At 59.9% G+C, this 21,873-nt stretch carries 17 protein-coding genes; 6 read left to right on the top strand and 11 right to left on the bottom strand.

Features of this window, described 5'->3' with window-relative positions:
• Positions 1-73 precede the first annotated feature (73 nt).
• The 3 genes from FF098_RS07820 to FF098_RS07810 all read left to right on the top strand — a co-directional run bounded on the left by FF098_RS07820 (position 74) and on the right by FF098_RS07810 (position 5,160).
• Positions 74-2,749, top strand: a complete 2,676-nt coding sequence (locus tag FF098_RS07820) for a penicillin-binding protein 1A (RefSeq protein WP_155139044.1) — start codon at positions 74-76, stop codon at positions 2,747-2,749.
• Between the two features lie 42 nt (positions 2,750-2,791).
• A protein-coding gene (gene prfB, locus FF098_RS07815) for a peptide chain release factor 2 (RefSeq protein ID WP_155139042.1) occupies positions 2,792-3,899 on the top strand; the annotation gives its coding sequence in 2 pieces (ribosomal slippage) (positions 2,792-2,860 and positions 2,862-3,899; 1,107 coding nt in all).
• A gap of 91 nt (positions 3,900-3,990) precedes the next feature.
• Complete coding sequence (locus FF098_RS07810; protein ID WP_166426387.1) at positions 3,991-5,160, top strand: amidohydrolase family protein; 1,170 nt, start codon at positions 3,991-3,993, stop codon at positions 5,158-5,160.
• Positions 5,161-5,222: 62 nt separating this feature from the next.
• On the opposite strand, the gene FF098_RS07805 is transcribed toward FF098_RS07810, so the two are convergent.
• From FF098_RS07805 to bcp, 4 genes are all read right to left on the bottom strand, one after another.
• Positions 5,223-5,927 carry a bactofilin family protein gene (locus FF098_RS07805; RefSeq protein WP_155139038.1) on the bottom strand — a complete coding sequence of 235 codons (705 nt, stop codon included), beginning with the start codon at positions 5,925-5,927 and terminating at the stop codon, positions 5,223-5,225.
• Positions 5,911-7,251, bottom strand: coding sequence for a M23 family metallopeptidase (locus tag FF098_RS07800; RefSeq protein ID WP_155139036.1), 1,341 nt, complete (start codon positions 7,249-7,251; stop codon positions 5,911-5,913). The genes FF098_RS07805 and FF098_RS07800 overlap by 17 nt, the downstream gene beginning before the upstream one ends.
• 210 nt (positions 7,252-7,461) lie before the next feature.
• Complete coding sequence (locus tag FF098_RS07795; protein ID WP_205967414.1) at positions 7,462-8,265, bottom strand: ferritin-like domain-containing protein; 804 nt, start codon at positions 8,263-8,265, stop codon at positions 7,462-7,464.
• Between the two features lie 53 nt (positions 8,266-8,318).
• The gene (gene bcp, locus FF098_RS07790; protein ID WP_155139034.1) at positions 8,319-8,789 is read right to left on the bottom strand and encodes a thioredoxin-dependent thiol peroxidase; all 471 of its coding nucleotides are present in this window, start codon (positions 8,787-8,789) and stop codon (positions 8,319-8,321) included.
• Positions 8,790-8,980: 191 nt separating this feature from the next.
• On the opposite strand from bcp, the gene FF098_RS07785 reads away from it, so the two are divergent.
• A complete protein-coding gene (locus tag FF098_RS07785; RefSeq protein ID WP_155139032.1) occupies positions 8,981-12,496 on the top strand; it encodes a YhdP family protein in 3,516 nt (1,171 codons plus the stop codon).
• 20 nt (positions 12,497-12,516) lie between these two features.
• On the opposite strand, the gene tyrS is transcribed toward FF098_RS07785, so the two are convergent.
• The gene (gene tyrS, locus FF098_RS07780; protein WP_155139030.1) at positions 12,517-13,785 is read right to left on the bottom strand and encodes a tyrosine--tRNA ligase; all 1,269 of its coding nucleotides are present in this window, start codon (positions 13,783-13,785) and stop codon (positions 12,517-12,519) included.
• A gap of 85 nt (positions 13,786-13,870) precedes the next feature.
• Positions 13,871-14,599, bottom strand: coding sequence for a hypothetical protein (locus FF098_RS07775; RefSeq protein WP_155139028.1), 729 nt, complete (start codon positions 14,597-14,599; stop codon positions 13,871-13,873).
• A 63-nt stretch (positions 14,600-14,662) separates the two neighbouring features.
• On the opposite strand from FF098_RS07775, the gene FF098_RS07770 reads away from it, so the two are divergent.
• Positions 14,663-15,802, top strand: a complete 1,140-nt coding sequence (locus FF098_RS07770) for an anhydro-N-acetylmuramic acid kinase (RefSeq protein WP_205967413.1) — start codon at positions 14,663-14,665, stop codon at positions 15,800-15,802.
• Here FF098_RS07770 and FF098_RS07765 read toward each other — a convergent pair.
• The gene (locus FF098_RS07765; protein WP_155139026.1) at positions 15,729-16,973 is read right to left on the bottom strand and encodes an acyltransferase family protein; all 1,245 of its coding nucleotides are present in this window, start codon (positions 16,971-16,973) and stop codon (positions 15,729-15,731) included. The two genes, FF098_RS07770 and FF098_RS07765, sit on opposite strands and share 74 nt — an antisense overlap.
• Before the next feature lie 209 nt (positions 16,974-17,182).
• On the opposite strand from FF098_RS07765, the gene FF098_RS07760 reads away from it, so the two are divergent.
• Complete coding sequence (locus FF098_RS07760; RefSeq protein WP_166426386.1) at positions 17,183-18,049, top strand: LytTR family DNA-binding domain-containing protein; 867 nt, start codon at positions 17,183-17,185, stop codon at positions 18,047-18,049.
• Here FF098_RS07760 and FF098_RS07755 read toward each other — a convergent pair.
• The 4 genes from FF098_RS07755 to FF098_RS07740 all read right to left on the bottom strand — a co-directional run bounded on the left by FF098_RS07755 (position 18,038) and on the right by FF098_RS07740 (position 21,780).
• The gene (locus FF098_RS07755; RefSeq protein ID WP_155139022.1) at positions 18,038-18,514 is read right to left on the bottom strand and encodes a hypothetical protein; all 477 of its coding nucleotides are present in this window, start codon (positions 18,512-18,514) and stop codon (positions 18,038-18,040) included. The two genes, FF098_RS07760 and FF098_RS07755, sit on opposite strands and share 12 nt — an antisense overlap.
• A 131-nt stretch (positions 18,515-18,645) precedes the next feature.
• Positions 18,646-19,107 carry a hypothetical protein gene (locus FF098_RS07750; RefSeq protein ID WP_155139020.1) on the bottom strand — a complete coding sequence of 154 codons (462 nt, stop codon included), beginning with the start codon at positions 19,105-19,107 and terminating at the stop codon, positions 18,646-18,648.
• A 75-nt stretch (positions 19,108-19,182) separates the two neighbouring features.
• Positions 19,183-21,036 carry a DUF885 domain-containing protein gene (locus tag FF098_RS07745; protein ID WP_155139018.1) on the bottom strand — a complete coding sequence of 618 codons (1,854 nt, stop codon included), beginning with the start codon at positions 21,034-21,036 and terminating at the stop codon, positions 19,183-19,185.
• A 78-nt stretch (positions 21,037-21,114) separates the two neighbouring features.
• Positions 21,115-21,780, bottom strand: coding sequence for an alpha/beta hydrolase (locus tag FF098_RS07740; RefSeq protein WP_155139016.1), 666 nt, complete (start codon positions 21,778-21,780; stop codon positions 21,115-21,117).
• Positions 21,781-21,873 lie beyond the last annotated feature (93 nt).

Genomic DNA, 21,873 nt, shown 5'->3' with positions numbered 1-21,873 from the left:
TGCCACCCTTGCGCCAGTTCAGATAGAGCTGGCCATGATTGATTAAGCCGATACTTGCTGGTGTAGACAGGGCATGACTGACAAAAAGAATCCTCCGATCTCTTCCGGACAGACACGACAAGCGTCCTATGATGACCCGGACAAGCCGCTGCGCGCGAGCAGGCCTGTAGAGGAGCCAGCGTCGAAAGAGAAGCGCGGCTTCGGCTTTTCGCTACCCGCGCTGCCTGGCTGGGCACGTGTGACCCTCAAGATCATCGGTGGTCTTGCCGCCGTTGGTGCCGTCGCCGGTGTCGCTGTCCTGATCTATGCCTTTATCTATGTTTCCGGCCTCGACCTGCCGCCCTATGAGCAGCTGGAGGAGTACGAGCCGCCAGTCACGACCCGTGTCCACGCGGGCGACGGTACGCTGGTTGCCGAATTTGCGCGCGAACGGCGCCTGTTTGTACCGGTCGAAGTGATGTCGCCGGCGGTCAAGTACGCCTTCATCTCAGCCGAGGACAAGGGCTTCTATGACCATTCCGGACTCGACTATGTCGGCATCGTCCGCGCCAACATCAACAACATTTCCAACATCCTGAACGACCGCCCGCTTGAGGGGGGCTCGACCATCACCCAGCAGGTCGCAAAGAACTTTCTGCTGACCTCCGAGCAGAAGATCGAGCGCAAGGTGAAGGAGATGCTGATCGCGCGGCGCATGGAAAAAGCCTTTACCAAGGACCGGATACTCGAGCTCTATCTGAACGAAATCTATCTCGGCAACCGCTCTTACGGGGTGGCTGCAGCTGCCCTAAATTATTTCGGTAAGTCATTGGAAGAACTGGATATTGCCGAGGCTGCCTATCTGGCCACTCTGGCCAAGGCGCCGAGTAACTATCACCCGGTCTATAATGAAGACCGAGCCATTGCCCGCCGCAACTGGATCATCAACCGGATGTATGAGGATGGGCATATTACGAAGGAGGAGCGGGACGCCTCGCAGGCCGAGCCGCTCGGCGCCGTCATCGCACCGCCGCTCGGCGCGCGCTCGTCCGACATGGAATATTTTGCCGAGGAAGTGCGCCGCCAGGTCGGTGAGCGCTATTCCGTCGAGGCGCTTTACGATGGCGGGTTATCAGTCCGGTCTACCCTCGATCCGCGCCTGCAGCGCGCGGCCAACCGAGCCTTCCGCAAATGGCTGGTCGTCTATGACCAACGCCACGGCTGGCGTGGTGAGGTCTCGACGCTCGACCTGCCTGCCGACCTGGAGGAACGTGCCGATGTCGAGGTGCGAGAGGGCGAGGAAGTCCCCTTCGTATGGCAGAGGGCACTGAAGGATGAAATCCAGCGCCTTGCCGACGCCAACAAGTTTGCCGAAGACCTCGCGCCCTGGCAGCTGGTGCTGGTGCTGGACGTCAGCCAGCGTTCCGCAACGATCGGCATGGCTGACGGAACGCGCGCGACGATCCCGCTCGCAGCGGCGACGTGGGCGCGCTCCTACGTCAATGTCGATGCGCTTGGCCCACAGGTAACCAACCTCAGCCAGGTTCTTGAAACCGGTGATGTCGTCTATGTCGAGCCGTTCGTGAACGATGCCGGGGAAACGGTCGATGGCCAGTTTGCCCTGCGCCAGGTGCCGGCCGTCAATGGCGGCATGCTGGTGATGGACCCGCATACGGGCCGAGTGCTCGCCATGGTCGGCGGTTTTTCCTTTGGCCTGTCGGAGTTCAACCGCGCGACGCAGGCCAACCGTCAGCCGGGCTCGACCTTCAAGCCGTTCGTCTATGCCGCCGCGATCGACAATGGCTATACGCCATCCTCGATCGTTCTCGATGCGCCATTCGTGGCGCCGAGCCTTGGCAATGACTGGTGGAAGCCGGGCAACTACATCGCCGGGCGATTCTATGGCGAATCGACCCTGCGCCTCGGCATCGAGAAGTCGCGCAACACCATGACCGCGCGTCTGGCGCAGGACGTCGGCATCGATACGATCATCGAGTATGCCGAGCGCTTCGGCGTATCAGACACGCTGCCGCGGGAACTGGCGATTTCGCTGGGGGCGGGCGAGACAAGCCTGCCGCGCCTGACATCCGCCTATTCCATGTTCGTCAATGGCGGGCGCCGGATCGAGCCGGTGCTGATCGACCGCATCCAGAACCGCTATGGCGAGACGATCTACAAGCGCGACACCCGCGCCTGCGGCGAGTGCAATGTCGAAGAGTGGGACGGCCAGAACGAGCCTTATGTCGCTGACTTGCGCGACCAGGTCATTGATCCTCGCACGGCCTATCAGATGGTCTCTATCCTGGAAGGCGTCATTCAGCGCGGCACTGGCACAAGGATACTGGAAGCTGTGCCGAACAAGCCGATCGCCGGCAAGACCGGTACGACGGACGACTATAAAGACGCCTGGTTCGTCGGCTTCTCGCCCGACCTTGCTGCCGGCATCTATGTCGGCTTCGACCTGCCGGCTTCCATGGGGCAGGGCGAGGGCGGTGGTATTGTCGCCGCGCCGATCTTCGGCGAGTTCATGGCCGAGGCGCTGAAGGACGAACCGGCCCTGCCGTTCCGCGTTCCCTCCGGCATCCGCCTCGTGCGTGTCGACGCCAAGACAGGCCGTCCGGCACGGCCCGGCCAGTCCGATGTGATTCTCGAAGCCTTCAAGGCCGAGGACAATATCGATGGCTCCTACAGTGGCAATATGAGCGGCACTTATGTGGATGAGAGCAATGCCGAGGAAACCGTTGACGACGATCTCGGCGGCCTTTACTGACGGCCCTTCGCGGTAACCTGAAACGAGGAGCTACAAGGCCCCATGCGTGCGGAAATACTCAATCATGCCGAGCAGATCAGGGCGTCCCTGGATCTGCTGAGGAGGCGTCTTTGACTGGGATGTCGCAAAAGCCCGTCTCGACGAACTGAACGCCAAGGCAGAGGACCCGACCCTCTGGGACGATCCTGACAATGCACAGGTACTGATGCGCGAGCGCACGCGCCTCGACAATGCCATCACCGCGTTGACCGAGATCCAGACCGAGCTCGATGACACGCTGGCGCTGGCCGAGATGTCGGAAGAGGAGGGTGACAATGACGCCCTTGACGAGGCGCAGGATATCCTCGCAAGCCTGCGCAAGCGGGCAGGCCAGGCCGAGCTCGAAGCGCTGCTGTCCGGCGAGGCCGACGCTAACAACGCCTATGTAGAAATCCATCCCGGTGCCGGCGGTACGGAGAGCAATGACTGGGCTTCCATGCTGATGCGCATGTATATGCGCTGGGCCCAGCAGCACGGCCACAAGGTCGATGTGATCGAGGAGCAGGCCGGTGACGAAGCGGGCATCAAGTCTGCAACCCTGCTGATCAAGGGCGAGAATGCCTATGGCTGGCTGAAGACCGAATCCGGCGTGCATCGCCTCGTTCGGATTTCGCCATTCGATTCTGCTGACCGTCGGCATACCTCCTTTGCTTCAATCTGGGTCTATCCGGAAATCGACGATCGCATCGAGATAGAGATCAATGAAAGCGATTGCCGGGTCGATACCTATCGCGCCTCCGGTGCCGGCGGCCAGCACGTCAACACAACGGACAGCGCGGTGCGCATCACCCACAACCCGACCGGTATCGTCGTGCAATGCCAGTCCGAACGCTCCCAGCACAAGAACCGGGCGACCGCGTGGAATATGCTGAAAGCGCGGCTCTATGAGCGTGAGCTGCAAAAGCGCGAGGAGGCGGCTCAGGCCGAGGCAGATTCCAAGACCGATATCGGCTGGGGCCACCAGATACGCTCTTACGTGCTGCAGCCCTATCAGATGGTCAAGGACCTGCGCACCAATGTCGAAAGCGGCAGCCCGGACCAGGTGCTGGGCGGCGACCTCGATGAATTCCTCGCGGCGGGCCTCGCCCACCGGGTGACGGGCGAGTCCTGATAGCCCAACGCTGAGCTCTTCCCCTGAACAGGTGGTTGTCCTGCCCTCCGGTGCTTCGTAAGATCGAGGCTGGATGAGGGGAGGACTACACATGAAAATCAATTATCTCGCGACCGCCAGCATGCTCGTGCTGGCCTCTGCCTGTGCTGCTGTCGACAGCAAAGGCCAGTCTGTGGATTCAGGTATGGAGGCTGTTGCAGCGACTCAAACAGTGTCAGAAAAAGCAGCCAAGTCATTGCCAACACTGGCAATGTTCGATCCGGCCTATAACGGTTGCTATGACCGTGAGATGATGCCCTATACGGCGGTGGTCGATACCCATAACCATTTCCGCCCCTTTGGCGGCGCCCCGGTACCGTTCGAGGAGCTGATGGGGTACTTCCGCGACAATGGCGTTCTGTTCGTCAATGCCTACGGGATCGGCCAGTCGCTGCCGGTCGATTCATCCTGTGAATACTATCTCGATTGCGTTGGCACGCCGGCGTTGCCGAGCATGAAGAACGATTTTGCCAATGCCCAGAACCTGCTCGACTACGACCCGGAAGGGGTTGTCGTCACCCTGTCCATGACGTTCCCTGACCTTGCCAACCCGGAGGAAGTGCCCGAACAGATCGCGTTCCTCGACAGGGAATACCCGGACATGTTCGGTTGGATGGGGGAGGTGAACCTCGTCAAGCACGCCTTGATGGGCAATGACCATGAGCCGGCGACAAGAGATGATATCGACAACTGGGCACCCTTCATGGCGACGCTGCGCGAACGCGATATTCCCATCGCCATCCATTCCGACCTCGGCAATGATGTCGAGCCGGAGAAGTATCTGGAGCTGATGGAGTATGTGCTTGAGAGCTATCCAGATAACAAGATCGTCTGGATGCATCTGGGCCTGTCAAAGGAGCTGACGACACTGTCGGCGTCGCGCCATATCGAGATCCTTGAAGGCATGATGGCTGACAACGCCAACCTCTGGCTCGATATCTCCTGGCGCGTTGTCTACGACAATTATTTCGTCGAGGCGGATACGCGCGCGACCTATGTCGACTTTTTCAACCGCTATGGCGAGCGCATCTTGCCGGGTACGGATTTCGTTGCCGCTCATGTAAAGAATGGTGACATCTATGCCGAGGAACTGGATGTGACCAGCGATATCCTTAAGGATGTCGATGATGAGGCTTTCCGAAACATTGCCCTTGGTGGGAGCTATTTCTCGATCCTGAACATGGACTATACGGCGCCATCCATCTGCAAGGCGGATATATGAGAAATGAAAAAGGCCCTGAAATATCAGGGCCTTCTGCTTGAACTCTGAGTTTGAAATACGCCTTAGCGCAGGTCCGGCTTGCCACCCCGGTTGAGGAACGGTGAAGCCGGGCGCTGACCGCCGGAGCCTTGCAGGGACTTCAGTACCGGCGGACGCGGAGCCTCCTCGGTTTCGGCTTCGACCGAGACGACCTCCTCCTCAGCATCAGCGCTGACCTCGACCGGAGCCGGCTCTTCGACTGCGGCAACGGTGCGTGGCTGGCTGCGCTTCAGGCCTGACGTCTGTTCGCCGCCTTCATCTTCCTGCGGGTTGTCGGAGTGACGGCAGGAGCCTTCGAAACGGGCACCGCTTTCGATCGACAACGCGGTATGGATGATGTCGCCCTTGACGATGGCGGACATGGCCAGCTCGACCAGGTTGGCGCGGATCGTGCCCTCGACCGTGCCGGAAACCTTGACCTTGTCAGCGATGACCTCGCCATTGACGACAGCCCCTTCGCCGATCACGAGGCCCTTTGCACCGATATTGCCTTCGATCACGCCATCGAACTGGACCTCGCCCTCGGCCTCGATAGAGCCCTTGATGACGACGTCGCTGGAGATGAGGGATGGGACACTCGGTGCATTGCCGGTATTGCGGCGATTGTTACCGGCAAGGCGGTTGTTCCGTTCCTGCTTGGCAGGCTTCTTCGGTTGCGGCGCGTCGGGCGCGTCACCAATCTCTACTAGCCCTTGATTGTCGGCCTCGTTCTTAGCTTTCGAAAACATATCTACCTGCCTCAATAAAACGCATGGGGTCGATTTGTTTGTCCTGGTAGAGAATTTCGTAGTGACAGTGCGGCCCCGTGCTCCGCCCTGTATTCCCCAGATACCCTATTACATCGTGAAGACCGACTTTTTGCCCTGTTCGGACCTTCAACGAATCCATATGCGCGTAGCGCGTTACAAAACCGTTGCCGTGATCGATTTCCACATAGTTCCCGAAGCCGTTATAGCGGTTCCCCGCATATTTGACTACTCCCGGTGCTGTGGCGACGATCGGCGAGCGCCAGGCCGCGGCGATATCGAGCCCGAGATGCTGTTGCATGCGGGATCGGTTCACAGGGTCTGAGCGCAGGCCAAACTGGCTGGTCTTGCGATGAGGCTTGATGACTGGAGTGGAGAGGGGCACCGATTTCAGGGCACTGGCGAGGACATTCAGTTCCTGCATGCTCTGGGAAATGCGGTTGGCACTCTGATAATAGACGGATGGCAGGCCGCTGGGATTGTCGGGGCTGATATCTGGACCGCCCTTGCCATTGAGGAAATCGACCTCGGCGAGCTGTACCTTGTCCCCGCTGATATTGGCGCGGGCAAGGATGTAACCGGAATTGACGCCAGTGTAGTCAAGGATGCGGGCAATCTCCGCGCTCTTGGCGCGAACCTCTTCTTCAACGGAGGCCATCAGCACCATCTGGCGGGCAGATAGCTCTGCGGTCTGGACGCGCATGTCGGCGAGCACTGTATTCTCGAGACCGGTGACGATTTCGTGGGACATCACCTCGCGCAGGGCCTGCTCGCTGATGCGCGCTTCGCGTGACTGGCGCGGTGTCGGCTCGCGGCCGACGGCATCGACCATGACGCGGTTGCCGTTCGGCATGACATTGCCGCTGGGGTCGCCGATCGTCGACAGCGTGCGCGACAGGGTCTCTATCTCCTGGTCCAGCGTCCGCTTGTTGTTGACGATGGCGCGCAGGGTTTCGTGCCGGTTCTCGAGTTGGGAAATGGCTGCGTCGAATTCCTGGGAGAAGATGACGTTCAGCGTGTTGATCTCGTCATAGGCCTGTTGCGCATCGGACAGCTTGCGGCGGTAGGCCGTGTCCATGGAGCGGCGCTCCTTGTCCTTGGCGAGGATGATCTGTTCCTTGAAGACCACGTTGACGGAAGAGTAGGCGACCCAGCACAGGGCAACGCCGAGCACGGCAGCAAGCGCAATCTGGGTGCGCATGGATAGCTTGATAAAACGGACAACGCCGTCGCTGCGGTGATAAATCTGGCGTTCTCTAAAGAGACGCCCCAGGACCCTCATCACCTTGCCAGTTTGTCGGCTCATTCGTTCTTGTGCCCTTTACTGCTGCCTTTGCAACGCTCTCGGGTCCCCGTTGCAAAAGGCGAACCACTCACCCAGTTGTTACATTGCAACAAATATGGCGAAAAAGCGCAACAGGGATATGACGCCATTAACTATTTTTCTGTGCGAAAAGTAATATCTGCCTGCGGCATAGAGGCCACAGCGAGGCGTTATACGCAACTTACAACAAATTTATTCTGTCAGATTAAGGTAAAAATTTCGTTCCAGACCGGCCATTTCGCGGGCTTCGTGGTTGAAGGGCGATTTCAGCCCGCCGGGGAAGCGTTCACGGACATAGTCCTGAAAGCGCTCACGAGGGTCGAATCCGGCCCGGCTGCATAGCTCCTTTAGCCAGCGCGCGCCAATGGCGACGTGGGAAATCTCGTCTTCATAGATGACAGAGAGGATCTGGGCACTGGTTGCATCACCGGCATGACGCAGACTGTCTATCATCTGGGGCGTGACATCGAGACCGCGGGCTTCGAGCACCAGCGGGGCGATGGCGAGACGGGCCATGACGTCGTCGGTTGTCTTCAGCGCAGCTTCCCACAGGCCGTCATGGGCGGGAAGCGCACCATAGGATGAACCCAGCGCCTGCAGATGGTCTGACAGCATGAGAAAGTGCCGGCATTCATCGTCACCGACCGTCAGCCAGTCGGTAATGAACTCATGGCGGATATCGTCAGGCACGCCAGGCCCGAAGCGGGCGATCATGTCGAAAGCAAGGTCGATGGCATTCAGCTCGATATGGGTCAGGGCATGGAGCAGGGCGATGCGGCCTTCCGGGGTGCCAACCTTGCGTTTGGGCACATGCGCAGGCGGTACAAGTACGGGGCTTTCCGGCCGGCCTGGCCGCTCGGGCAGGGAACTGGTACCCGGATTCATATCGATATCGCCCGCTGCCCAGCTGTCGTGGACTTCGCGGCCGGCGCGGGCTTTCTCGCTGGCATCGGATGCCCGGAGGACGCTTGTCGCGGCATCGAAGATACTGGTCACTGCTGGATATCCTCCAATCCCTGTCTATGGCTCTTGTCAGATGGCGATCGCGATCAGGACAGCTTTTTTGCTGCATCGAGAACGGCCTCGACATGGCCGGGTACACGAACCTTGCGCCACGCCTCGCGCACGACCCCCTTGCCGTCGATGAGGAACGTCGATCGGTCAATACCCATGTATTTCTTGCCATACATGTTCTTCTCGACCCATGTGCCATAGGCCTCGATCGTTTCACCCTCCGGATCGGAGGCAAGATCGATCCCCAACTCATGCTTTTGCTTGAATTTTTCGTGCTTTGCGACGGTGTCTTTCGAGACGCCGAGTATCGCCGCGCCGGCTTTTTCGAAGTCTTTCGCATGCTCGGTAAAGCCGATCGCCTGCCTGGTGCAGCCCGGCGTGTCGTCTTTCGGGTAGAAGTACAAGACCAGCGTGCGACCGGCATAGTCGGATAATGTCACAGTTTCGCCGTCATCCCTTGCAAGGGTAAATTCAGGTGCCTTGTCGCCGGTTTCCGGTTTGGTCATGCATCATCCTCCACAACATGGTTGATCGATGGTGAGGATATAAGCGGGTCATTTTTCGTGACCAGCTATTGAAAGCGGCGTCACCGGGCGTCAGGGCGATTTTTCGGCAGTTGCGGCATTTCGCCAAGACTGTTTTAGTATCACACAGTTACGTGCTGCGGCACATCTTGCAGCACATTGGGCGGAAACGAATGAAAGCGAAACTGGGCAAAGCTTGTCTCCTCTTTTTCGAGGGTCTGGCAGTGTGCATCGCCTTGCTGGCGGGGCTCGCCTTTTTCGCTCACTGGAAGATTTCCCATGGTGGCCTGTCGCTGAATCTCATGTCTACGCCGCTTGCCTATGCATTCGAGAAACGCCTGAGCGATGGCAGCGATGTCGCGATCGGGACCCTGCGCCTGCAGCGGGATATCGAGGATGGTGAAGGCAAGGCCGGGCCATTGCGGATCGTGGTCGAGGACCTGATGGTCTCCGCCCCGGACGGGCAGGACCTTGTCCAGCTGCCGCAGGTAGCTTTCCGCCTGCGCACGGGCGACCTGATCCGGGGGCGGGCCATGCCGCGCTATGTCGATATCTCCGGCGCTGTCCTTTCGGTAACACGCACAGAGGAAGGCCGGATCGATTTCGGCATCATCCGCCAGCAATCGCAAGAGGATCTGTCCGAGAGCGGCAATTTCATGGAGAGCCTGTTCGGTGAGGATGGCGGCTACGCGCTCGACACATTGTTCGAGGGTGCCGTGCTCAGCGATACGACGGTTACCTTCACCGATAACATGACCGGGCAGGTCTGGCGCACGAGCGGTGCCAAGGCCGAGGTATGGAAGACGACGAGCGGGTTCGAGATGTCCCTCGATGCCCCGTTTCGTGTCGAAGGCGAGGAAGCGTGGCTACGGTTGAATGGGGCCCTGAACGAACGCCGCGAGCAGATGACGCTGAAAGTAACGACCCAGTCGGCACCGGTCTCCAATCTTGTCAGCATGATTGCCGGACGCAGCGCTGGTGAGCGGATCAGCGCGACCCTGTCCGGCAGTCTTGAGGCTACAGCCGACTTTACCGGCGAGATCCAGTCCAGCCGCATCGACCTGACCATGATCGACGGCGACTTGCGTATTGGCGAGATGGCAATACCGATTTCGCAGGTCATGCTGAAGGCGGATTACCTGCCGGAGCGGCGGACCTTTTCCATCGACGAGCTCGATTACGCAATCAGCGGCAATGAAGGAAATCTGCGCGGGTTTGTCAGCCTCGGCGCGGTGGCGGAAGGGGCAGGCCTCGAGCCTGAGGTGATTGAATTCCACCTTGCCGCACAGAACCTCGTCATCGACTTACCGGGCATTACGGCCGAACCGTTGGCGATCAGCGAGAGTGAATTCGCCGGACGATATGATGTGCCGGGACTGCATCTGACCTTCGATGAACTGACGGCCAGCTATTTCGGCGAGACGATTGACGGTTCGCTGCAGGTTTTGCTGCCTCAGGAAGAGGGCCAGTCAACCGGTGTGATCGCCGATGCCACGATCACGGGCACGCTTTCGCCGCAGGAAGTGCTACGTGGCTGGCCGCTGATCCTTGCGCCCGATGCGCGCTTATGGATTGATGAGCAATTGCCGTCGGCCCGCATCAGCAAGATTAATTTTGTGATGGATATGCCGCGCGGCGCAATCAGGCCCGCAACGGCGCTGGGCGAGGAGATGATGACCCTGTCCTTCGCCTTTGACCGGGCAACGGCCTATTACGTGCCGGGCATGACGCCGATCACGGATGCGCGGGGCACTGGTACACTCAAAGGGAATTCCTTCTACCTGTCGACTGACACGGCCCGGATCGGTTCCGTGGCCGTGCCGAAAGGGGAGGTCGACATACCGGCATTCATGCCCGCAGGAGCGCCTGCCTATTTCCGCGCCAGTCTCGATGGCGGCCTGCAGGATATCCTGTCGATCATTGACGAGGAGCCGTTGCGCTTCCTTGAACAGGCTGGCTTTTCGCCCGACCGGTTCGCGGGGAACGCGACGTTCGATTTCGAGCTGATGCGGCCGCAGCTGACCTATGTGCCGGAGGAGGATTACGAATTCTCCGGCTCCGGTACATTTACTGAAGTATTCATAGAAGACATTGTCGGCGCCTATGATGTCGAGAATGCCGATGGCACGCTGGAGCTTGACGAGGCTGGCATGCGAGTTGCCGGCAACGCGTCCCTTGTCGGCTTGCCGGTAGATTATGTGTGGACACGGACCTTCGAGGAAGTGCCGGATATCAACCTGGTTGCGAATGGGACCCTCGATTCTCAAAATGCTGACGATCTGGGCATGTCAGTGCGCCAGTACCTGCGCGGGCAGGTGCCCTTCCGTCTGACGGCGCATCAGACCGGTGACGTCTATGACGACATCTCCCTGAACGCGGATCTGACGGGCGCGCAGATCAGCCTCGATATGCTGAACTATAACAAGCTTGCCGGTGCGCGCGGGGCGCTGGACATCGCGCTGGTGCCGCCGGTCGAGGGTGTGGAGGGCAGCAACTGGGATATTGAAAAGGTCAGTCTCGATACGGAAGACCTCGACATCTTCGCAAGCGCCGAGCTGCAGCCCGATGGCGAGCTGGTCGAGGCATCGGTTCAGCGCCTGTTTATCCGGGACCGCGCGGACCTGCGGATCGGACTTGCCCGCCAAGGGGACACGATCGCCGCGAATATCCAGGGGGGCTATGCCAATATCGACCTGTTCGGCGACAATCTGTTCACTGGCAGCGGTGGCGGTGATGACAGTGGCTCCATGATGCCCGAGGATGTGCGCCTGTCGGTCAAGCTCGACCGGCTGGAGCTGAACAAGGGGGTCGTCGTCAATGGCTATGATGCGCTACTGTCTCGTTCCGGCGGCAGCTTGCGTGATGTGGCAATGTCAGGCGATTTCGAGGAGCAGGGCGCCTTCGTCGTAACGCTGGAAAACAGCGAACAGAATATCGGCCGCGAGCTTGTGGTGGAGACGGACAATCTCGGCGCTGTTGCAGGCGGGCTGTTCGACATCTCCTCGATAAAAGGCGGTACAGCGGCCTATCGTGCGACCCTGCTGACTGATGGGCCGGTCGCCGGTACACTGACGGCACAGGATTTCCGCGTCGCCAATGCGCCGCTGATCGCGCGGCTTCTCTCCGCCGGGTCGCTGACCGGGTTGTCGGATATTCTGTCGGGTGAAGGTATCGAGTTTACCGAAGTCATCGCCGACGTTCAGTATGATGAAGGCGAGATGAGTATCATCGATGCCCGCGCCACCGGCCCGTCGCTCGGCGTGTCTGTTGGCGGCAATGTCGATTTTGCCGATGACTCTTTCGATATCAATGGTGCGGTCGCGCCAGCCTATGGGGTCAATTCCATGCTCGGGAACATTCCGGGCTTCGGTGAATTGCTGGTTTCGCGCAAGGGCGAAGGCGTCGTTGCGTTCTCCTACATGATCGATGGGCCGGTCGCGGGCCCGACGGTCACGGTGAACGCGCTGTCCCTGTTCACCCCCGGAATCTTCCGGCGCATTTTCGAGCCAATCCGAGGGGGGCAGCCATCGACGGCTGAATTGCTGGAAGAGGCTGTGCTGGCCGCTGAAGAGCAGGCCGCGAATGCGGGCGCGAAAAGACAATACACGGCCAGTGCAGAGCAGATGAAGCTGCTGCGCGACAATCTCTCGGTCTTCCGGGAGCAACTGGAACAGACCGGCGAGTACTGACCCCTGCCGGTCCGGGGTTTCTAACTCGCGACCTTGACGAGCGCGTGCTTCTTCTTGCCGATGGAAAGCTTGATCGCACCATCCCTGACATCATCCGTACCCAGAGGGCGCTCCTCCGACAGGGCTTCGTCATTGACCTTCAGGGCACCGCCCTTGATGTGACGACGGCCTTCGCCCTTGGAGGCGATGAGGCCCGTTTCCAGGAATGGATCGAGCAGGGGCAGGCCTTCGGCCAGCGCAGAGGCAGCGACATTGACAGATGGCAAATTGCCGGCGGACGAGCCCTCCTCGAAGGTGCGCCGGGCGGTCTCGGCGGCGTCTTCCGCAGCCTCGCGCCCGTGCAGCATGGCGGTGACCTCCGTTGCCAGCACCTTCTTGGCCTCGTTGATCTCGGCCCCTTCGAGTGCGGCAAGGCGGCGGACCTCGTCCATCGGCATGGCGGTGAAGAGCGCCAGCATGCGCCCGACATCGGCATCTTCCGTGTTGCGCCAGTATTGCCAGTAATCGTAAGGCGAGAGCATGTCCGCGTTCAGCCAGATGGCACCGCCCTCTGTCTTGCCCATTTTCTTGCCTGAGGCGGTGGTCAATAGCGGCGTGGTGACGCCGAAGACCTGCTCGGAATCATCGCCGGCGGCAGCGGCGACACGGCGGCATAGCTCGACACCGTTGACGATATTGCCCCACTGGTCCGAACCGCCCATCTGCAGGACGCAGCCATAGCGTTTCTGCAGCTCCAGGAAGTCATAGGCCTGCATCAGCATGTAGTTGAATTCCAGGAACGTCATCGGGCTTTCACGCTCCAGCCGCAGCTTGACGCTATCGAAGGCCAGCATACGGTTGATCGTGAAGTGCACGCCGTAATCGCGCAGGAACTCGACATAGCCGAGCTGCGACAGCCAGTCGTCATTATTGACCATGACGGCTTCACCGTTGCCGTCTCCAAAGGTCAGGAATTTCTTGAAGACCTGCTTGATGCCGGTGATGTTGCGCTCGATATCGGCATCGGTCAGCAGCTTGCGCTGTTCGTCCTTGCCAGTCGGGTCGCCGACCTTGGTCGTGCCGCCGCCCATCAGGGCGATCGGCCGGTGACCGGTCTGTTGCAGCCAGTAGAGCAGCATGATCTGGACAAGCGAGCCGGCATGAAGGCTCGTTGCCGTCGCATCGAAGCCGATATAGCCGGTGATCGATTCCTTCGCCGCAAGGGCGTCCAGCGCCTCAAGGTTGGTACCTTGGTGGATGAAGCCGCGCTCGCTCAGGATGCGCAGGAAATCGGATTTGAACTCGCTCATTATCTTGCCTTCCGGAATGATCCGGATGGCTATAGGCGATACCGGCTGGCAGGTCCAGAACGTGTGTTGCCGTTGAACAAGCCTGTCAGTTCTCCAGAGAGACCGACAGCTTGTAGGGCAGGTAGAGCGTCAGCTCCATTGGCCCGGCGCGCTCCCAGCGGACAACCTGTTCGAGGCCTGCGATCTCCGTCTCCGTGCCTTCCAGCGTACCGGCGGTCTGACGGGCATAGGCGAGAATGGCGGCGAGCAATTCCGGCCGGTAGCGCTCGACATTGCGCACGGAGAGCTGGACTTCTTCACCCGACAGGAACTCCGTCCGGCCCTGCAGCCTGATCGTATCGACGAAATCTTCGATGAGTTCTTCCGCCTGATCGAGAGTGGAGAAACTGTCCGTCACCGGCGTCTTGATGGTGACAGAGAGCATGCTGGTGTCCGTCCGGCCATACTGGGACGTGAAATTGTCCGGATCGACCTTGTCGAATGGCCGCGGGAAATAGAGCGTGTCGTAATTGTCGTCATATTCTTCGATGATGGAGAGCTCGATATCGGAGCGCCGGTCAGCCTTGGCGATGAGGTCTTCCAGTGTGCCGGTCAATTCACGCAGGCGGGTTGCCCTGTCGCGGGTGTCGCAGACGATGGAATAGGTTTTCAGGACGAAGTCCGCATCCCGGGTCAGGGTCACTGCCGGAATGATGTCGGCCTCGTAGCGCGACAGGCGGGTGCCGGTCACGACGATCTCATCGCTCTGGGCATTGGCAGGCATATGGAAGGGGATAATGGCTGTGATAACAGCTGATATCAGGCACGCTCTCATTGTCTTCCTCCCGCGGAACATTTTACAGTCATTCTATCACTTCCGCAGGGACCAGCAATCGATATGAGCCTGACAGAACGCATCATGACAGCGATCGGCCTGATGAGCGGTACATCGCTCGACGGGATCGATGTGGCCGTGCTCAGGACTGACGGGCACAAGATCCACGACTGGGGTCCGGTGCTGAGTTACCCCTATGAGCGCGATACCAAGATCTGGGTGCGCCGGGCGATCAAGGCTGCTTTGGAGGGGCGGGAAGGCGGCGAGGAAATCGCCAAGGCCGTCAGCGAAGTGACGACGTCCCATATCAAAGCCGTTCAGAAGTTGATGGAACAGAACCATCTGTCCCGCGACGAGATCGACGTGATCGGTTTTCACGGCCAGACGATCCTGCACCGGCCGCCGCTGGACAGTGCCAGCAAGGGCCGGACATGGCAGATCGGCTCTGGCGATGTGATGGCGAAGGAATTGCGCATCGACGTCGTCGACCAGTTCCGCATGGCAGACATGGCTGCAGGCGGTGAAGGCGCGCCGCTGGCACCGGCCTATCATGCGGCTCTGGCCAAGAGCCTTGAGCACGACCAGCCGCTCTGTGTACTGAATCTAGGTGGCGTATCGAACCTGACTTTCATTCCGGCGGGCGCAAACCCGGCCGACATGGTCGCGTTCGATTGTGGACCGGGTAATGGCCTCGTCGACCAGTGGGTCGACCTTAAGACCGGCGAGGCGATGGACACGGACGGGGCTCTGGCCGCCGCAGGAACGGTCGATGAAGATACCGTCCGTCTGATGGCGCTGAACCCGTATCTGCGCCGCAAGCCACCGAAATCCCTCGACCGCTATGATTTCAAATATGACGCCGTGAAAGAGATGAGCGTCGAAGATGGCGCGGCGACGCTGACGGCGTTCACCGCGGAATGCATCAAGCGCTCCGTTGCCCTGCTGCCCGCGGAACCCGCCGAGTGGATCGTTGTCGGTGGCGGACGGCACAACCCGGTTCTCATGGAGATGCTGGCCGAGCGGCTGGATGCGCCGGTCCGGCCAGCAGAGGATGTCGGCTGGCGCGGCGATCATCTGGAAGCGGAATGCTTCGCCTATCTCGCCGTGCGCTCCCTGAAGAAACTACCGCTCAGCTGGCCGAAGACGACGCGGGTGCCCCACGCCCTGACCGGCGGGCATCACCATCACGCGCCTTGGAAATAGCCCTCTTTGACTGCATGCCGAAGAAGGGGCGCAGGATGACGGAACGGCGGATCGCTTCTGCCCCGATCAGGCAGCCGAGAATGGTGGCGACTGATACCAGCAGGAATTCCAGCCCGGCAGGCAGTGACATCTCTGCCAGATAATATCCGGCAGCGACGGTGATCGTCTGGTGCAGAATATACCAGCCGAAAATCATGTTGGTCATATACGCCCGCGCCGGGCTGTCGTGATTGAGAAAGCGCTGCCCGAGGCCGAGAATGGCGAGGATCGCCCACCAGGCATAGAGAACGCGCAGGGTGCGGATTGCAGCGAGTGCTACCGGCTGGTCGAGCAGTGTCTCAAACACGTCGTCCTGCCAGAAATGGCTGAAGATCAGGGCACTGATGAGGACAAGGCCCAGCGTGACCGGCAGCGCCTTGCGCACGGCACGCCAGAAGCCCTCATTCTTCGCCAGAACGAAGCCGAGCAGCAGGATGGTCAGCGAATTGGCGTGATTGGCCCAGTCCCAGATGAGGTCGTGGGTCGTCTCGAACCGGGTGACCAAGGTGAAGCGATAGAGAATGAAGGGCAGGGCCGGAACGATGAGGAGGAGCGGCCATGCCTTTCGGGGCAAGCGCTCAATCAGCAGGGAGAGAGCCCTGAGTGGCTTGATCAGCAAGACCACGATCCATGTGTAGACCATCAGATAGACGACATACCAGAGATGGTTCCAGGTCGGCACGATCAGCTGCCAGCGCTCCATCACCGCCGGATCGAAACTGAGATAGTCGGCATAGAAGGCGCCGAAGCCTGCCTCTATAACGCCGGCCTGACGCAGCTGAAAATAGCTCTGCGGCGCGACGACCACAGCCATGCCGAAGAGGATCGGCAGGATCAGGCGGAGGGTGCGCTTGCCCGTGAAGCGGCCAAGGGTGCCCCTGTCGGTCACGTATCTAAGGGCGATGCCGGAAATAAGAAAGAGAAGCGCCAGCCGCCACGCATTGACCAATTGCATTATAAATTCCGGCGCGGTGCCGGCATGGGGGCTTTTCACATGCCAGTCCCACGTCACGTAGAACATGCCGATGTGATAAAAGATGAGGATGGCAAACGCGATGACGCGCAGCCAGTCAAGATCGTAGCGGCGACTGCTGCCGTCAGGGGCAGTGGTGGACGGGTTGGTGAGGGACATCAGGCTTCTCCTTTTGGCCTATCTCATCCCGGCGCATTTTTCCTGTCATTCCCTCCGGGGCAGGAAACGGGCCGCAGGGGCGACAAGCGGTCGATGCCGCTCGTCAGGGGCGGATTTTGGGGCTCATGGGACGAATGACAGGTCTCGTGGGGCGAAATTCTCCTGCTTTTTCTTGCCCAATCCAGCCAACCCGCGCGATTATCCGGACAATGAGTGAGCAGAGACATCATCCCCAGCTAGAGGCCGAGCAGGCGCGTGACCGGCGCACGGACATGTGGGCGTGGCTCGCGGTGATTATCATCACGCTGGGGTTCTTCCTCGTCGATATCGTCTCGGAAATGACTGACGGCACCTATGCCGGCGACCCGGCGCGCTGGCACCAGTTCGTGTTCTTCGACGGCTCCAGCATCGTTGTCCTGTTCGCTCTTTTTCCAGTCCTGCTGTGGCTGACCCGGCGCTGGCCGCTGTCGCTGCAGGAGTGGAAGTCTGTCCTGCCGATCTATGCGCTGGCATCCGTCGGCTGGTCGGGGTTGCATATTGCGGGCATGGTCACGATCCGGAAGGTGCTCTATCCGGTCCTGTTCGAAGGCCAGTACAGCTTCAGCCGCGCAGGCGGGTTCTGGCTGGAACTGCTGTATGAGTATCGCAAGGACCTGCTGACCTTCATCCTCTATCTTGCCGTCATCTATGCCTTCCGCCACATGGCCGAGCTGCGCCGTGAGGTGGAGACGGCGCGGGCAGAGGCGGGCCGGTCGAGCCGCATCACGCTGAAAAGCGGTGGCAGCATGATCTTTCTCGATGCCCATGCGGTCGACTGGGCCCGGGCAGCGGGAAATTACGTCGAGATCAGCGCCGGCGGGAAGATGCATCTGGCCCGCATCACCCTGACGGCGCTCGATGAACAATTGCAGGCGTCAGGCGCGGACATCGTCCGTACCCACCGGTCATGGCTGGTGAACAAGGCTCGCCTGCGGGAAGTCAGGCCGACCGGCGATGGCGACCAGATCGCTATCCTGCAATTCGGTGAGGAAGTGCCGGTCAGCCGCCGCTATCGGGATGCTCTGTCACTGTCTTGATTCCGCAGCCGCCTTTTTGGCCTGAAAATCGTCATACAGAACTTTGTAGGCCGCTGTGCATCGGGCCGTATCAGCCGCGCCGTTGGCTCGCCAGAAATAATACTGGGTCGATGTATCCTGCGAGAAATAGGCTGAGAAGCGGGCATAGGCCGTGTTGTAAGCCGTATTTCCGGCGACGACATCTATATTCGGATTGGCCCAGTTGATGGCCGGTTTGCCGGCCTCGATCGTGTCCTTCAGCTTTTGTCCGCTCGCGATGGAATTCTCCAGGGCGCTCACCGTGGTGGCCTTGCCCTGCGACCGCGCCGTCGTCAGGATGCGGTTGGCAAGCGCTATACTGCCATCCACGGTGCCCTCACAGCCGCGCATGGTGTTGTAGGCAGTCTGGATCTCTGCCGGGGCTGCGAATGCCTGACTGGCAAGCAGGCTTGCTGCAAGGACGGCACATTTGAATAATCTGATCATGATAACCTCCCGTCGGCATATTAAAGGTCATAGGCCCCGACGCCCAATCCCCTGTTCAGGGCATGAGCGTAGGCACGGAAAGTCAGGCGAACTTCAGGCTAGTTGGCGTTCAAGACCTTGGTTGAGATGAGCTAGTACAGGATTTCCTCTGCCTTTTCGACGAGGAAATTGAAGGGCGGGGCGCAGGCCTCGGGGTTCAAGCCACCGACTTCGGACCATTGCGTAACCCGCTCGGTGATCTCCACCTCATACAGGTAATCAAACTTGGTGATCTGCTCGTCGTAAAATGCGTCCGCCAATTCCATGTCAATGTCAGGGAAAGCCAGCTCGAACAGTTCATAGCCATCGCTGAACCTATCCTGATTGGCATAAAGCGCCTGAAGCATCGTGTCGGCTTTATCAGAGATTTCCGTATTGTCCGACCTGATCGCATCTGTAAAAATTTGAAGACCGAGATTGATGCTGGCATCGAGAGTGCCAGAGCAGGCGCTAAAGGTATTGTAGGCGTCCTGAATTTCCTGCGTCACGGCTCCAGCCGGCAGGGTGGTGAGGCCGGCACAGCAAGCTGTCAGTGTGGTGAGTAAACGCTTCATAACATCTCCGCCAAAGCCCTTTATACGGGCAATGGCGGATAGTGTCCGAAGTGCACCTGTCCGGCAAGATGCTTTTTATGCGTCCTGCTTTTCGGCGATCCACTCATCGACACGGCGCTCGAGGATTTCCAGCGGAACAGGCCCAGCGGTGAGGATGCGGTCATGGAATTCGGCAATGTCGAAATCCTCGCCGAGGGCATTCTGAGCGCGGCCACGCAGTTCCAGCAGCTTGTTCATGCCGATTTTGTAGGCGGTGGCCTGGCCCGGATAGACGATATAGCGCTCGATCGCCTTGACGCAGTCACCCTCAGGGTTCGGCGTGTTTTCGATCAGATAGTCGATCGCTTCCTGCATCTCCCAGCCTTTGGAGTGCAGGCCTGTATCGACGACGAGGCGGGCAGCACGCCACAGCTCCATGGCTAGGCGGCCGAAATCCGAATAGGGGTCTTCGTAGAAACCGAGATCCTTGCCTAGATATTCGGAGTATAGTCCCCAGCCTTCCGTATACGCCGTGAAGCCGCCGAACTGGCGGAACTTCGGCAGGCCTTCCATCTCGATCTGGATCGCCCGCTGCATGTGGTGCCCCGGGATCGCTTCATGATAAACGAGCGCCTCCAACTGGTAGGTCGGCATCTGGCCCATATCGGCGAGGTTGGCGTAGAAAATGCCGGGGCGGGAGCCATCGGGCGCAGGCTGGTTATAGAACGCCTTGCCGGCGGCACGCTCGCGGAACGGCTCGACCCGGCGCACCTCGACCGGGGCTTCCGGCAGGGTGACGAAGAGATCGGGCAGGCGCGGGCGGATATTGTCCGTATAGCCTCGGGCAAGTTCCAGATACGCTTCGCGGCCTTCATCCGTGTTCGGCAGGTAGAATTGCTCGGCTGTGCGCATATAGTCGAAGAAGTCCTGCAGCGTGCCGTCGAAGCCGACCTCGGCCATGATCGCGCGCATCTCTTCATGGATGCGGGCGACCTCCGACAGGCCAAGCTCGTGGACCTCGTCTGCCGTCATTTCAGTGGTGGTGTAGTTCTCCAGCAGGACTGCGTAATAGGCATCGCCGTTTTTGCCGCCATTCGGTCCGCCAACGCCGTAATTGCCCTCGACAGTCTCGCCAACGGCATTCACGCGGGCGATGAAGTCCTGATACGCGGTCTCGACCTCCGGCAATGTGCCGAGCAGGTCTTCCATCAGCTGGGTCTTCACCTCGTCGCTGGCGTCGAGATCTTCCAGCTTCGACTTGAAGGCGGCGAGGATCGGCGAGTCATCGCCATTGTCGAAGGGCGCTCCGGTGATGACGTTGCGGGCCGCCTCGGCGATCAGCGGATAGGAAAATTCCGGCAGGGTGTAGCCGTTCTTGCCGCCGGCCTCGACCTGGCTCCCAGCCTGATCGAGCACGGTATCGATATTGGAGACGCGCAGGATGTAGTTGCGGGCATCCTCGACCGTTTCGATCTTGTGGTAGTTGGCAAGGAAGACGGGGATCGAGGAATGAATGCCGCGGAACTGCGACAGCGGGAAGCGGTGCTTGCGGAAATCGTCGAGCGCCAGTTCCTGTTGCAGGTCATAGAGGAAGAGGTCGTAGTTGAGCTTGCCTTCTTCGCTCAGGGCATCGCGCTGGAACTCTGATGTCAGCTCCAGCATCTGGCGTTCTAGCAGGTCGCGGCGGCGATTGGCGGCGGCGGGCGTGCGCTCGTCCCACTGGTCCATCATCGTCTTGCGGCCGTAATAGGTCTGGCTTTCCGGCGACAGGGCGAGCTGTTCTTCCCAGGCGTTATCGAGGAAAACGACGAGGTCTGCGTCCAGTTGCTCGCTCCACATTTGCTGCTGGCCGGCTGGCGGCGTCTCCTGCGCCGGTTGTTCCTTCGCAGTGGGTTGGCTGCAGGCAGCCAGCATCATCAGGGCAGCGCCCGCCAGGAAATGCGTCTTCATGTCGTCTCCGTCACTAAAACCTTCCCCCCAGAATGAACCGGTTTGCGCCCGGACCGGAAGACCCGGGCGCAGTTTGATCTAGTCGAAATATTCTCCCTCGGGCGGTTGCTGCAGACGCCTGTCGAGATAGCCCTCGGCGACTTTCATGTAGTCCTCCAGATTAGCCTCGAAGAAATGGTCCGCGCCGGGCACCATGGCAAATTCGACCTTGCGGCCTTTCTGGGTGCGGGTCTTGGCGACCATGTCTTCTGTCTCCTGCCATGGGCAGATCCGGTCATTCTCGCCATGGATGACGATGCCGGATGACGGGCAGGGCGCAAGGAAGGTGAAGTCGTAGAGATTGGCGCAGGCCGAAGCCGAGATGAAGCCGACGATCTCCGGCCGACGCATCAACAGCTGCATGCCGATCCACGAGCCGAAAGAGAAACCGGCGACCCAGACGAAGGGCGCGTTCGGGTTCAGTGACTGCAGGTAATCGAGCGCGGTTGCGGCATCGGACAGCTCGCCTTGGCCCTGATCATATTCGCCCTGGGAACGGCCAACGCCGCGGAAATTGAAGCGCAGTACGGCAAACCCGCGGCGGGCGAACATGTGATACATCTCGTAGCACAGCTTGTTGTTCATGGTGCCGCCGAACTGGGGGTGGGGATGCAGGATCAGTGCGATCGGCGCATTTTCCCCTTTTCCCTTCTGATAACGGCCTTCAAGGCGGCCTTCCGGACCGGCAAAAATTACTTCTGGCATGATTGAAACTTACCTGCGCGGCTGGTGAGAGGCGATAGCCTGACTGACCCGGTCAGGATTGGGGGTGACATAGCCCGAAAACTCGCTCATAAG

Source organism: Aquisalinus luteolus (assembly GCF_009712425.2).
Classification (GTDB): Bacteria; Pseudomonadota; Alphaproteobacteria; order Caulobacterales; family Parvularculaceae; genus Aquisalinus; species Aquisalinus luteolus.
This window is presented reverse-complemented; position numbering and strand designations above follow the sequence as displayed.